Genomic DNA, 13404 nt, shown 5'->3' with positions numbered 1-13404 from the left:
ATGGTTGACCGGAGTTCGCCGAGCCCGCTCCCCGACAAGATCGGCTCGTTGTTGCAGGAGTCGCGCTGGTTGGCGGTCGGCGCCGTTGCGCTGTTCCTGACGATGGCCCTGTGGGGCTTCGACAAGGCAGACCCGGGCTGGTCGCACGCCGTTGTCGCGCAAACCATGCATAACCCGGCTGGTCGGGCCGGAGCCTGGATTGCCGATCTGCTGCTGTATATTTTCGGGCTTTCCGCTTGGTGGTGGATCGTGCTGCTTGGCATGTCCGTCTGGTGGGGTTTTCGCAAACTCAATGTGGCGGATGCCGGCGATCGTCGCTCGCTGTTGATCGCGCTGGCCGGCTTTGTTCTGCTGCTGGTGGCCAGTTCGTCGCTTGAAGCCTTGCGTTTTTACACGATGCAGACTGAATTGCCGCTCAGCCCCGGCGGCATGCTTGGCATCGAGATGAGCCGTGTGCTCGCCCGTCAGCTTGGCTATACCGGCTCGACCCTGCTTCTGCTGGCGGTGATCGCGGCCGGCTGGAGCGTCTTCTCGGGGATGTCCTGGCTGTGGGCCTTCGAGAAAATGGGGGCGCTGCTGGAAGCCTTTGGCGCTTTTTTCTACGGCCGGCTCGATGCCTGGCGTGACCGGAAGATCGGTCGCGAAGTGGCTCAGCAGCGGGAAGTTGTCGTCGAGGAAGAAAAGCGCCGGGTCGAGTTGCACGATCCGATCATCATCGAAACCCCGCCTCCCGACGTGCCGGTCTCGAAGAAGGCCGAGGCGCGGGCCGAGCGCGAGAAGCAGGTGGCCCTTTTCCCCGAGGCGATCATCGGTGGCCAGCTGCCGCCGCTGCACCTGCTCGATCCGGCGCCGCCGGTGACCGAGACGGTTAGCGCCGAAATCCTCGAATACACCTCGCGTCTGATCGAGCGCAAGCTGGCCGACTTTGGCGTGCAGGTCAAGGTTCTGGCAGCCTTGCCGGGGCCGGTGATCACCCGCTATGAAATCGAGCCGGCGGTTGGCGTCAAGGGCGCGCAGATCGTCAATCTGGCGCGCGACCTGGCGCGGGCGCTGGCCATGGTGTCGATCCGGGTTGTCGAAACGGTGCCCGGCAAGTCCTGCATGGCGCTTGAGCTGCCCAACGCCCGGCGGCAGATGGTCAAGCTCTCCGAGATCATCTCCAGCAAGCCCTACAACGACATGGCGAGTCCTCTGACGGTCTGTCTCGGCAAGGATATCGGCGGCCAGCCGGTGGTTGCCGATCTGGCCAAGACGCCGCACCTGCTGGTTGCCGGGACGACCGGTTCGGGCAAGTCGGTCGGGGTCAATGCGATGATCCTCTCGATGCTTTACAAAGCCGAGCCCGATCAGGTCCGCCTGATCATGGTCGACCCGAAGATGCTCGAATTGTCGATCTACGAGGGCATCCCGCACCTGCTGGCACCGGTCGTCACCGACATGAAACAGGCCGCCAATGCGCTGCACTGGTGCGTGACGGAAATGGAGAAGCGCTACAAGCTGATGTCGGCGATGGGCGTACGCAATATCGCCGGTCTCAACACCAAGATTCGCGACGCCGAGAAGCGCGGCGAGCACATCCCCAATCCGCTGACGCTGACGCCGGAAACCCCGGAGCCGCTGAAGACCATGCCGTTCATCGTCGTCATCATCGACGAACTGGCTGACCTGATGATGGTGGTCGGCAAGAAGGTCGAGGAACAGATCGCCCGTCTGGCGCAGAAAGCCCGTGCCTCCGGTATCCACCTCGTGCTGGCGACCCAGCGGCCGAGCGTCGATGTCATCACCGGCCTGATCAAGGCGAATATCCCGACTCGTCTTTCCTTCCAGGTGTCCAGCAAGATCGATTCGCGGACTATCCTTGATCAGATGGGCGCCGAGGCGCTGCTTGGCCAGGGCGACATGCTCTATCTGGCGCCCGGTACCGGTTACCCGACCCGGGTGCATGGTGCTTTCGTCTCCGATGACGAAGTGCATCGCGTAGTCGAGCACCTGAAGGCGACCGGTGCGCCGGAATATATCGAAGACATCCTCACCGGGTCTGCCGGGGACGATGAAGAAGGAGGCGAGGGTGGCGAGGGGAGTAACGATGCCGAGAGCGATCCGCTCTACGACCAGGCTGTCGATATCGTGCTGAAGAACAAGCGCGCTTCGATTTCGCTGGTCCAGCGTCACCTGCGTATCGGTTATAACCGTTCGGCACGGCTCATCGAAGCGATGGAAAAAGCCGGTCTGGTTTCGACAATGGATGGTCGTGGTGGCCGTGAGGTTTTGGCCCGCAAGGAAGCTGAATGAAATTTGCCCTGAAAATGCTGTCGATCGCAGCAGTCGCCGTTTTGCCCCAGTGGGCTCAGGCCGGTGCCGTCGATCAACTCCATCAGTTCCTTAGCAGCACACGGACGCTGAAGGCGGAGTTTTCCCAAATGGTCATCGGTAAAGGCGGGCGCAAACCGCAGCAGTCGTCCGGCCTGGTCGCCATCTCGCGGCCTGGGAAACTGCGCTGGGATATCCAGAAACCCTATCCGCAGCTGGTGGTAGGTGATGGCGAGAAAATCTGGATTTACGACACCGAGCTGAAGCAGATCACTGTCCGCAAGGCCGGTCAGGCAATCAACGGGTCGCCGGCCGCGCTACTCTCGGGCAACAACGATCTGGAGAAAAACTTCACCCTCAAGGATGTTGGCGAAGCCGAGGGGATGGCCTGGGTCGAAGCGATTCCCAAGACCAGTGACAGCGGCTTTGAAAGCGTGCGTCTCGGCTTCGTCGGCAGTGACTTGAAGGCCATGGAGTTACACGACAGCTTCGGGCAGGCGACGCATATCCGCTTTTCCAGGCTTGAACGCAACCCGGTACTCCCTGCTGCTACTTTCAAATTCACACCGCCGGCCGGCGTCGATATCGTCGGCGAATAAGGCGGACGGAGCGCAGATTGATTGCGCTCCTGTGGTTCCCATCGATCGTTGGTGTTTGGGAACCCAACGGTATTAGATTGCCGTGTTTTGATCCTGCTGGATACCCACTCCCTGCAGCAGGAAGTGGGCTTGCTCAACAAAGCTTGGTTCAGCCGCGCACCGATTCCGGCAGGTGGCTTTCGACGACCTTGAGTAGCGGGGCGAAAACCTTCGGTGTGCCAGCGATCAGGTTGCCGGTTTCTAGATAGTTGGCTTCGCCACGCAGGTCGCTGACCAGGCCGCCCGCTTCCGAAATGAGCAGCACGCCGGCGGCCATGTCCCAGGGCGACAGGCCGAATTCCCAGAAGCCGTCAAAACGGCCACATGCAACATAGGCGAGGTCGAGCGAGGCTGCCCCCGGACGCCTTTGGCCGGCCGTCTTCTGGGACAGTTCCTTGAAGATGGCAAGGTAGGTGTCGATCTTGTCGAACATGCGGTACGGAAAGCCGGTTCCGATCAGGGAACCCTGCAGTTTGATGCGGCGCGAGACACGAATGCGGCGTTCGTTGAGGAAGGCGCCGCCGCCTTTGCTGGCCGTGAAGAGTTCGTTGCGGTTCGGGTCGAAAACCACTGCTTGTTCGATCGAGCCACCTTTGCTCAGGGCAATCGAGACGGCGTACTGGGGCATGCCATGGATGAAGTTGGTCGTCCCGTCCAGTGGGTCGATGATCCACTGGTATTCGCTGTCGCCCGAACCCTTGCCGGCCGTCTCGCCGGACTCCTCTGCTAAAATGCCGTACGCTGGGTAGGCCTCCTGCAGCGTCTCGATGATGGCGGCTTCGGCAGCCTTGTCGACTTCGGTGACGAAATCGTTGGGCTGTTTGGTCGAAACCTTCAGCAGGTCGAGATCGTTGGAAGCACGATTGATGATCTGGCCGGCGCGGCGCGCCGCCTTGATGGCGATATTCAGGGCTGGATGCATGGCTTTAAAGAGCTATCGGGTGGCAGAAGCCACCCGATTTATATTGAAAGAACGAATTTTACACTATGAACCCGGAAAGCCTTCTTTCACGTATCAGAGTCGTCCTGTGCCGTCCTAGCCATCCGGGTAATATCGGCGCGGTGGCCCGGGCCATGAAGACGATGGGCTTGTCCAGTTTGTATCTGGTGCAGCCCAAGCAGTTTCCTGATCCGGAAGCCGATACGCGGGCGACCGGTGCGGTCGACCTGCTGGAAAAGGCAAAAATAACCGCGTCGCTGGCTGAAGCCCTTGCCGGAAGCGTATTTGCCGTAGCGCTATCGGCACGGCAGCGGGATCTCGGGCCGGCAATCGGCCAGCCGCGCGAAACGGTTGCCCGTCTGCTGGCCGAAGCGGAACACGGGGATGTGGCACTGGTTTTCGGCAACGAAACGGTTGGTCTGAGCAATGAGGAAATCCTGCATTGTCAGGCGGCGGTGACGATACCGACCAATCCGGATTTCAGCTCGCTCAATCTTGGTTCGGCAGTGCAGGTGTTGTGCTACGAATGCCGCATGGCAGCGTTTTCCGAGCGACCGCCGGTTGCCGGCCAGGGGGTTACTCCGTTCGTTTCGCCGACGGCCAGTCTGGACGAAGTTGAGGGCTTGTTCGGGCATCTGGAGTCGGTGATGACCGATACCGGGTTTTTTAATCCGGCCCAACCAGGTCGTTTGATGCACAAATTGCGCCGCATGTTCGGTCGCGTTCGATTGGAAAAGGACGAAATCAACATCCTGCGTGGCATCCTGGCATCGACCCAAGTTAAAACCGGACACGGCCGGAAAGACTAAGGTGGGTTGGCACGCGCAATTTCAACTGAAACTGGCGTGCATTTCCTTGGCCAGGGCATCGATTTCAGGAATCAGGTGGCCATATTTTTCATTCAGCACGGTTAATTCTTCCGGGGATTTCTGCTGATCCTGCATCAACCATTCAAAATGGCCGTCAGCCAGCATGTTGGCCACGTAAATCACTTCCTGCAGGTTGCGGATGGGGTCCGGGGTGGGGCGAATCCGGTCGTGGTCAATGGTGGCGTCGACGATTTCCTCGGGAATGCCGATGGCGTTGAGCAGTGACGCGCCGATGCTTTCGTGCCACTGGATGATCAGGTACTTGACGCTATCCGGGCGCTCCCGTAATTCTTCATATTGCGTCGCGCGGTAGAGCATGTAGAACGCGCCAAGATCATGAATCAGGCCGGCCAGCATGGCTTCGTCGGAATTCAGGCGACTCGCCGTCTTGGCAATGATGCGGGCGGCCGCTGCGGTGCGGATGGAATGCTCCCAGAGCGCATGGGTTATCTCGGAGAAGGCGGCCATGCCCTTGGCGCGCAACAACTGGGTCATGACGATGGACAGTGCTGCGGTGCGCACGGCGTTGACGCCGAGTCGGGCAATTGCCGACTTGAGATCGACGACTTCCCTGCCTTGCGGATTGAAGGCTACGGAATTGGCCAGATGCAGCAATTTGGCGCTGATCAGGGGTTCGATGGCAACCGCCGCAGCGATTCCGGAAATGCTCTGGGCCGGATCCTGGAGAACCTTGCGCAGGCGCATGACAGCATCGAAATAGGTGGGGAAAATCACCTCGCCCGAGAGCTCCTTGGCGATGTCCTCCAGCATCTGAAATCGCTGGGTCTTTAATGCATCCCCTTTTTTGTCCTGGTCGCTGTGCATCGATGCTGGAGTCATTGGCCACTCTCTTTCAGCACAAACCCCGCTACGAGAGCGGGGTTTGTGTGTCCTTTTCAGGAGTTCTGGTGGGTGCTGAGGGGCTCGAACCCCCGACATCCAGCGTGTAAGGCTAGCGCTCTACCAACTGAGCTAAGCACCCGGACGCGCTTAGTTCAGCGCGTCTTTCAGACCCTTGCCCGGACGGAATTTCGGTGATTTGGCGGCCTTGATTTCCAGCGTTTTGCCGGTGCGCGGATTGCGACCGGTGCGGGCTGCACGCTCGCCAACGTAGAAAGTGCCGAAACCGATCAGGCTGACGGTGTCGCCATTCTTCAGGGCTTCCGTGACGGCAGCAACGGTGGCATCAAGTGCGCGACCGGCGGCCGCCTTGGAAATTTCGGCGGAAGTGGCGATATGGTCGATCAGGTCGGTCTTGTTCATATTGGTCCCCTAATAGGATGGAATGGTGAAGCGAAATTTTTGTAAGGACGGATTTATATCGCTCCCGAAATCCTTGTGTCAAGCGGATTTTCGCCAAATACCCGGGGTCGGCGGTGCCGGAAAGGACGGCGACGTTAATACGTCGGCATCCTTTCCTTGTAAATCAATGAGTAAGCGTCACCGGTGCCGCAGCCGGTTCGGTCGCGCCAACAACCGCGGATTTATCGGCTGTTACCTCCGGAAGCGCCTCTGGCAGGCGTTCCAAGGCTCGCTCCAGAACCTGGTCGATCCACTTGACCGGCACGATTTCGATCTTGTTCTTGATGTTGTCCGGGATCTCGGCGAGGTCCTTGACGTTCTCTTCCGGAATCAGCGCCGTTTTCAAGCCGCCGCGTACCGCTGCCAGCAGCTTTTCCTTGAGACCGCCGATCGGCAGTACTTCGCCGCGCAGGGTGATCTCGCCGGTCATGCAGACGTCGCAGCGAACCGGAATGCCGGTGTAGGACGAGACTAATGCGGTCGTCATGGCACCGCCGGCGGAGGGGCCGTCCTTCGGGGTGGCACCTTCCGGGACGTGGATGTGGATGTCTGTCTTCTCGAAAGCCTCATCCTTGATGCCAAGGCGATGGGCGCGGGCACGCACAACGGAGCGGGCCGCTTCGACCGATTCCTTCATGACATCGCCCAGCGAGCCGGTGCGGATGATGTTGCCCTTGCCCGGCATGATGGCACATTCGATGGTCAGCAATTCGCCGCCAACCTCCGTCCAAGCCAGACCGGTAACCTGACCGACCTGATTTTCCTTTTCGGCCATGCCGTAGCTATAGCGCTGCACACCAAGGAATTTGTCGAGATTCTTGGCATTGACCAGAATTTTCGCGTCGCGCTTCTTCAGGACCAGGGTTTTGACAACCTTGCGGCAAATCTTCGAGATTTCCCGTTCGAGCGCCCGTACCCCGGCTTCCCGGGTGTAATAGCGGACGATGTCGCGAATGGCACTGTCGGCCACCGCAATTTCGGTCTTTTTGAGGCCATTGTTTTTGATCTGCTTGGGCAGCAGATAACGCATGGCGATATTGACCTTTTCGTCTTCCGTGTAACCGGACAGGCGGATCACTTCCATCCGGTCAAGCAGCGCGGCCGGAATGTTCAGCGTATTGGCGGTAGCGACGAACATCACGTCGGAGAGATCGAAATCGACCTCGACGTAATGGTCCTGGAAGGTGTGGTTCTGTTCCGGGTCGAGTACTTCGAGCAGAGCGGAAGAAGGATCGCCACGGAAATCCTGGCCGAGCTTGTCCACTTCGTCGAGCAGGAAGAGGGGATTGCGTACGCCGACCTTAGTCAGGCTTTGCAGGATCTTGCCCGGCATCGAGCCGATGTAGGTGCGCCGGTGGCCGCGAATTTCCGCTTCGTCGCGGACGCCACCAAGCGCCATGCGGACAAACTTGCGGTTGGTCGCCTTGGCGATCGACTGGCCGAGCGAGGTCTTGCCGACGCCCGGAGGGCCGACCAAACACAGGATCGGGGCCTTGACCTTGTCGACGCGCTGTTGCACGGCGAGATACTCGACGATGCGCTCCTTGACCTTGTCGAGGCCGTAATGGTCCTGATCCAGAACTTTTTCAGCTTCGCGCAGATCCTTGCTGATGCGGGTCTTCTTGCGCCACGGCAGGCCGATCAGCGTTTCGATGAAATTGCGGACGACGGTAGCCTCGGCCGACATCGGCGACATCAGGCGCAGCTTCTTCAATTCGCCCTGAGCCTTGGCCAAGCCTTCCTTGCTCATGCCGGCGGCCTTGATCTTCTTGTCCAGTTCGTCGAGGTCGGCACCTTCTTCGCCTTCGCCGAGTTCTTTCTGGATGGCCTTGACCTGTTCGTTCAGATAGTACTCGCGCTGACTCTTTTCCATCTGGCGCTTGACGCGGCCGCGGATGCGCTTTTCGACCTGCAGGATGTCGATTTCCGATTCGAGCTGGGAGAGCAGGCGATCGATGCGGTCGCGGATACTTTCCATCTCCAGAACTTCCTGCTTCTGCTCGAGCTTGAGCGGCAGATGGGCGGCGATGGTGTCGGCCAGGCGGCCGGCATCCTCGATACCAGCGATGGAGGAGAGTACTTCCGGTGGGATCTTTTTGTTCAGTTTGACGAACTGGTCGAACTGGGCGACCACGGCACGGCGCATGGCCTCGATTTCGTGGTCTTCGACACCGGGTTGCGGTAGCGGCACGGCGGTCGCCATGAAGACCGAGGATTGCACCTCGATGGCCTCGATGCGGGCGCGTTGCGTGCCTTCGACCAGCACCTTGACGGTACCGTCGGGCAGCTTGAGCATCTGCAGGATATTGGCCATGCAGCCGATGCGATAAAGGTCTTCCGGCTCCGGCTCATCCTTGGCCGCCGACTTCTGGGCGACCAACAGGATGTTCTTGCCGGCTTCCATGGCCATTTCGAGCGCCTTGATGGATTTCGGACGGCCGACGAACAGCGGGATGACCATATGGGGAAAAACGACGACATCGCGCAGCGGCAGCAGCGGCAGTTCGACGGTTTCCGGGAGCGTGTTGGGGTTCGACATTACGATGCCTTTGAAATAGGTATGTGCCCCCTACGTGGGGGCGGGGAACCGCAATTCAAGTCCCGGCTCAGTTGGAGCCGGAAACCTTTGGCTGATCGGCGTAAATGAGCAGGGGCGGGGTGTCGCCGTTGATCATGTTTTCATCGATGACGACCTTTTCGACATTCTCCATGCCGGGAAGTTCGTACATCGTGTCCAGCAATGCGTGTTCCATGATCGAACGCAGGCCGCGGGCGCCGGTTTTCCGGGCGAGCGCCTTCTTGGCGATCGCCGAAAGAGCGCTCGGACGGATTTCCAGCTCGACATCTTCCATGTTGAACAGCTTCTGGTACTGCTTGACCAGCGCATTCTTCGGCTCGGTCAGGATCTGCACCAAGGCATCCTCTTCCAGCTCCTGCAGCGTGGCGACGACCGGCAGGCGGCCGATCAGTTCGGGAATCAGGCCGAACTTGATGAGATCTTCCGGCTCGGTTTCGAGCAGGATCTTGCCAACCGCTCGGCCGTCATCCTTGCTCTTGACCTCGGCGCCGAAGCCGATGCCGCCCTTTTCGGAACGTTTCTGAATGACCTTTTCCAGCCCGGCGAAGGCGCCACCGCAAATGAACAGGATGTTGGTGGTGTCGACCTGGACGAAATCCTGGTTCGGATGCTTGCGACCGCCCTGTGGCGGAATCGAGGCGACGGTGCCTTCGATCAGTTTGAGCAGGGCCTGCTGCACGCCTTCCCCGGACACGTCGCGGGTGATCGACGGGTTGTCGGACTTGCGCGAAATCTTGTCGATTTCGTCAATGTAGACGATGCCCTGCTGGGCCTTCTCGATGTCGTAGTCGCACTTCTGCAGTAGCTTCTGGATGATGTTCTCGACGTCCTCGCCGACATAACCGGCTTCGGTCAGCGTGGTGGCGTCGGCCATCACGAAGGGAACGTTGAGCATGCGGGCCAGCGTCTGGGCGAGCAGGGTCTTGCCGGAACCGGTCGGGCCGATCAGCAGGATATTGCTCTTCGCCAGTTCCACTTCGCCGGTGTTCTTGGCGGTGTGGCGCAGGCGCTTGTAATGGTTGTATACGGCGACGGCGAGGATGCGCTTGGCGACTTCCTGGCCGATCACGTATTGGTCGAGAATCGAGCTGATCTCGCGCGGCGTCGGCAGGTCGGAACGGCCTGCCTTGGCGGCTTCTTCCGGCAACTCGTCGCGGATGATGTCATTGCAGAGCGCGATGCACTCGTCACAGATAAACACCGACGGACCGGCGATAAGCTTTTTCACTTCATGCTGGCTTTTGCCGCAGAAGGAGCAGTAGAGCAGTTTTTCCTGGCCGCCTTTAGTCATCTGTAGGTCTCCGGTCAAGCCGCGTCGCGGCGGGTTAGTACCTTGTCGATCAGTCCGTATTCTGCAGCTTCTTCGGCAGACAGGAAGTTGTCGCGATCGGTATCCTTTTCGATGCGTTCGAGCGGCTGGCCGCTGTGTTCGGCCATCAGCCGGTTCAAACGATCGCGAATCGACAGGATTTCCTTGGCATGGATGGCGATATCCGAGGCTTGGCCCTGGAAGCCGCCCAGTGGCTGGTGAATCATCACGCGAGAGTTGGGCAGCGCAAAGCGCTTGCCCTTGGCGCCGGCGTTGAGCAGGAAGGCGCCCATCGAGGCAGCCTGGCCGATGCACAGCGTGGACACGTCCGGCTTGATGAACTGCATGGTGTCGTAGACCGACATGCCAGCCGTTACCGAGCCGCCCGGTGAGTTGATGTAGAAATAAATGTCCTTGTCCGGATTTTCCGCTTCAAGGAACAGTAATTGGGCGACGACCAGGTTGGCGCTGGCGTCGTTGACCGGGCCGACAAGAAAGATCACGCGTTCCTTCAGCAGGCGCGAATAGATGTCGTACGCGCGCTCACCGCGTCCGCTCTGTTCAACCACCATGGGGACCAGGCCCAAGGCCTGCGGATCCCAGTTATTTGCGTTGTCGATATTCATGTCAGCCCTTCTTGTGTTGCCGAGTTTGGTTACATTCGAGACGTTTGTCGTTTTCGCGACAAGGTCCAGATTACTGCTTTTGGCCCATCAATTCATCAAAAACTGCAGCCTTTTCGGTCACTTTTGCTTTGCCCAGTACCCACTCGACCACGTTGTTTTCAATCGCCACCCCTTCAACTTCCTGCAGGCGTTGCGGTTGGGCGTAGTACCAGCGGATAACCTCTTCCGGCTGTTCGTAGCTTTGGGCGGTTTCCTCGACCATTGCACGAACCTGTTCCGGTGTTGCTTGGAGCTTTTCCGTTTTGACTACTTCAGCAAGAATCAGACCAAGGGTTACGCGACGCTTCGCCTGGTCGGCGAACCATTCCGGCTGGATCGGCATGTCCTTGACCTTCATGCCACGCTGTTCCATATCCTGGCGGGCGGCTTGCATCAGACGCTGGATTTCCATGTCGACAAGGGCGGTCGGCACGGTGATCGGGTTGGCCTTGAGCAGCGCTTCCATGACCTGGTCCTTCAGCTTGCCTTCGATGCGGCGCTTCACTTCGCGCTTCAGGTTGGCTTCGATCTCGGCGCGCATCTTGGCGACATCGCCGTCGGCAACGCCCATGCTGATCGCGAACTCGGCATCGATTTCCGGCAGCTTCGGTGCTTGCACCTGTTTGACGGTGACATCGAACTGGACGGTTTGGCCGGCCAGATCCTTGGCGTGGTAGTCGGCTGGGAAATTCAGGTCGAAAGTCTTGGATTCGCCAACCTTGGCGCCTTCAACGGCGTTCTCGAAGTCGGGCAGCATCTGACCCTGGCCGAGCACGAAGGGGTAATCGTTGGCCTGGCCGCCTTGGAAAGGCACGCCATCCTTCTTGCCGAGGAAGTCGATTACGACGCGATCTTCCTTGGCGGCGGTACGGTCGGTGTCTTCGTAGGTGACACGCTGCTGGCGCAGGATGTCGAGGGTCTTGTCGATTTCAGCGGCGCTGACTTCGAGGACTGGACGCTCGACTTCGGCGGACGACAGGTCGCCGGGGGTGAATTCGGGGTAGACCTCGAAAATCGCCGAGAACTCAAGGTGGGTGGTGCTTTCGCTGGTCTTCGGCTCGATCCGCGGGTAGCCGGCGACGCGCATTTTCTGCGTAGTGACGGTTTCGCCGAAAACGCGATCAAGTTCTTCCGACAGCACTTCGTGGCGGGCGTGATCACCATGTTGCTGCTTGACGATGCTGAACGGAACCTTGCCCGGGCGGAAGCCGGGGATTTTCATGTTCTTGCCCATGCGCTTCAGGCGCTGTTCCATTTCCTTCTCGACATCGGCAATGGCGATGGAGAGATCGACGCGACGTTCGAGTTCGTTAGCTTGTGCAGTGGTTGCTTCCATGAGAATTCCTTGTGCCTACAGAGCCGAAAAATAAAGCGGACGATTCTATCACGGCCGATCAAATGCGGATTAGTGGCTTGCAGTACGGAAGATTTTTGGAATCGCTAGACACAAGCAACGGAAGTTCGTACAATGCGCGCCTTCTTACAGCGGCGGCTGTAGCTCAGTTGGTAGAGTCCCGGATTGTGATTCCGGTTGTCGTGGGTTCGAGCCCCATCAGTCGCCCCAGAATTTAAAGCCCCACGGTCTATGACTGGCGGGGCTTTTCTGTTTTTGGTCGTCGCGCCGGATGGCCCGTTCCGGAAACTTCCAAAGATGAAAGGCCGTTTTTCCTAAGATGGTTACTGTACGGCAGCCGATTTGCGCACTCGCCGGCGGTCGTAAACGCGGGCAATTGTCGACTCTTGGCGGTGGCCGGTCAGGTCGCTGGCTTTGCGGCCTTGGTCAGACATGTCGGTGACCGTTTTTGCCCGCAGGTCGTGGAAGGTGAAGCGGTCGTGGCCGAGCTTGCACCACTCGCCCATGCGGCGATGCCAGAGGGCCTTGAATCCGGACTCGGTATAGCCGTCGCCAGCCTGGTTATGGACGACGAAGCGCGGTTCTTTGGCGGCCGGCATGGACAGCGCGTAATCAACCGTCCGGCGCAGCAGCTTGGTCCATTCGACGAAGGTGTTGGCGCCCCGTTTGCGCTTTGCAAAGTCGATGCCATCCCGTTGAATGTGATCGACCGTCAACTTAAGTATCTGTCCCTGGGCTTTGCCGGTCAGATAGGAAAGGTAGGCTGCCAGCGCAATCCGTTTTCCGGCGTCGCCGTTTTTCCAGCAGTACTTCATGAATGATCTCAGATCGCCATCGGTGACCAGGCGGTCGCGTGGGATCTCGGCGTTTCGCTCGACGCCGACGCACGGGTTGCGATCAACGATATCGGCGCCCAGCAGGCCGTTGAACATGGTCGACAGCAAGGCGATTTCGCGGTTGGCGCGGATCGGACTTTCGAGGCCACGGTATTTGTGCATGTAGAGCCAGATATGGGACGCTTTGAGCGCTTTCGGCGTCATCTTGCCGAAGGCTTCCTTGAGGTGGATTACCTCCGCCTCATTGCTATCCACGGTGCGGCTGGACAGCTTTCCAGAACGCACCAGGCGCTTGCGGTATTTCATCAGGTCATCGAGATAGTCGGCAATCGTGCCGGGTTCAGGCGCTTCGCCTTCCAGCTCGAGCAGTTGCTTCTTGGCCTCGCGTAGATCGTGGCCGAGGTTGATGTACTTGTTGTGGCGGTCGATCGTGTAATACGTCGTCGTCCGCTTTCCCTCGTAGACGTAGAGCCGGCTCATGCCGATTTCCAGATTGGTCTTTCTGCGCCCCACCATTGCTATTGATCCACCGCGAAAAATCAGGTTCTTGTTGTGATTCTGGTTCGGTCTCTGCCGTGCCCAGCATGAAATCATAGAAGGCCC

The 13404-nt window shown here is 59.2% G+C and carries 11 protein-coding genes and 2 tRNA genes; 4 read left to right on the top strand and 9 right to left on the bottom strand.

The genetic code is table 11. From position 1 onward, the window contains the following. Both KI611_RS14850 and lolA read left to right on the top strand, forming a co-directional pair. Positions 1 to 2292, top strand: a complete 2292-nt coding sequence (locus KI611_RS14850) for a DNA translocase FtsK (RefSeq protein WP_319002296.1) — start codon at positions 1 to 3, stop codon at positions 2290 to 2292. Then, the gene (lolA, locus tag KI611_RS14845) at positions 2289 to 2909 is read left to right on the top strand and encodes an outer membrane lipoprotein chaperone LolA (protein WP_226416428.1); all 621 of its coding nucleotides are present in this window, start codon (positions 2289 to 2291) and stop codon (positions 2907 to 2909) included. The genes KI611_RS14850 and lolA overlap by 4 nt, the downstream gene beginning before the upstream one ends. Positions 2910 to 3057: 148 nt before the next feature. Here lolA and KI611_RS14840 read toward each other — a convergent pair whose 3' ends face one another. After that, the gene (locus KI611_RS14840) at positions 3058 to 3870 is read right to left on the bottom strand and encodes an inositol monophosphatase family protein (RefSeq protein ID WP_226416427.1); all 813 of its coding nucleotides are present in this window, start codon (positions 3868 to 3870) and stop codon (positions 3058 to 3060) included. A 65-nt stretch (positions 3871 to 3935) separates the two neighbouring features. On the opposite strand from KI611_RS14840, the gene KI611_RS14835 reads away from it, so the two are divergent. Beyond that, the gene (locus tag KI611_RS14835; protein WP_226416426.1) at positions 3936 to 4697 is read left to right on the top strand and encodes an RNA methyltransferase; all 762 of its coding nucleotides are present in this window, start codon (positions 3936 to 3938) and stop codon (positions 4695 to 4697) included. 21 nt (positions 4698 to 4718) lie between these two features. Here KI611_RS14835 and KI611_RS14830 read toward each other — a convergent pair whose 3' ends face one another. From KI611_RS14830 to tig, 7 genes are all read right to left on the bottom strand, one after another. Beyond that, the gene (locus tag KI611_RS14830; RefSeq protein WP_226416425.1) at positions 4719 to 5597 is read right to left on the bottom strand and encodes an HDOD domain-containing protein; all 879 of its coding nucleotides are present in this window, start codon (positions 5595 to 5597) and stop codon (positions 4719 to 4721) included. 66 nt (positions 5598 to 5663) lie between these two features. Next, positions 5664 to 5739 (bottom strand) — tRNA-Val (locus KI611_RS14825). A gap of 8 nt (positions 5740 to 5747) precedes the next feature. Then, complete coding sequence (locus KI611_RS14820) at positions 5748 to 6020, bottom strand: HU family DNA-binding protein (protein WP_226416424.1); 273 nt, start codon at positions 6018 to 6020, stop codon at positions 5748 to 5750. A gap of 163 nt (positions 6021 to 6183) precedes the next feature. Beyond that, on the bottom strand, positions 6184 to 8598 hold the full coding sequence (lon, locus tag KI611_RS14815; protein WP_226416423.1) for an endopeptidase La: 2415 nt from the start codon (positions 8596 to 8598) through the stop codon (positions 6184 to 6186). A gap of 67 nt (positions 8599 to 8665) precedes the next feature. Then, positions 8666 to 9928 (bottom strand): ATP-dependent Clp protease ATP-binding subunit ClpX, encoded by a 1263-nt coding sequence (gene clpX / locus KI611_RS14810; protein ID WP_226416422.1) that lies wholly within the window; start codon positions 9926 to 9928, stop codon positions 8666 to 8668. A gap of 14 nt (positions 9929 to 9942) precedes the next feature. Further along, positions 9943 to 10572 (bottom strand): ATP-dependent Clp endopeptidase proteolytic subunit ClpP, encoded by a 630-nt coding sequence (gene clpP / locus KI611_RS14805; protein ID WP_226416421.1) that lies wholly within the window; start codon positions 10570 to 10572, stop codon positions 9943 to 9945. Positions 10573 to 10642: 70 nt separating this feature from the next. Continuing rightward, complete coding sequence (gene tig / locus KI611_RS14800; RefSeq protein ID WP_226416420.1) at positions 10643 to 11947, bottom strand: trigger factor; 1305 nt, start codon at positions 11945 to 11947, stop codon at positions 10643 to 10645. Positions 11948 to 12099: 152 nt separating this feature from the next. On the opposite strand from tig, the gene KI611_RS14795 reads away from it, so the two are divergent. Next, positions 12100 to 12175, top strand: a tRNA-His gene (locus KI611_RS14795). Between the two features lie 113 nt (positions 12176 to 12288). On the opposite strand, the gene KI611_RS14790 is transcribed toward KI611_RS14795, so the two are convergent. Continuing rightward, positions 12289 to 13317, bottom strand: a complete 1029-nt coding sequence (locus KI611_RS14790) for a hypothetical protein (protein WP_226419968.1) — start codon at positions 13315 to 13317, stop codon at positions 12289 to 12291. Positions 13318 to 13404: the final 87 nt, after the last annotated feature.

The organism is Dechloromonas denitrificans, from assembly GCF_020510685.1.
Lineage (GTDB): Bacteria > Pseudomonadota > Gammaproteobacteria > Burkholderiales > Rhodocyclaceae > Azonexus > Azonexus denitrificans_A.
The sequence above is the reverse complement of the archived record's forward strand: the minus strand, read 5'-3'. Positions and strand labels throughout refer to the sequence as shown.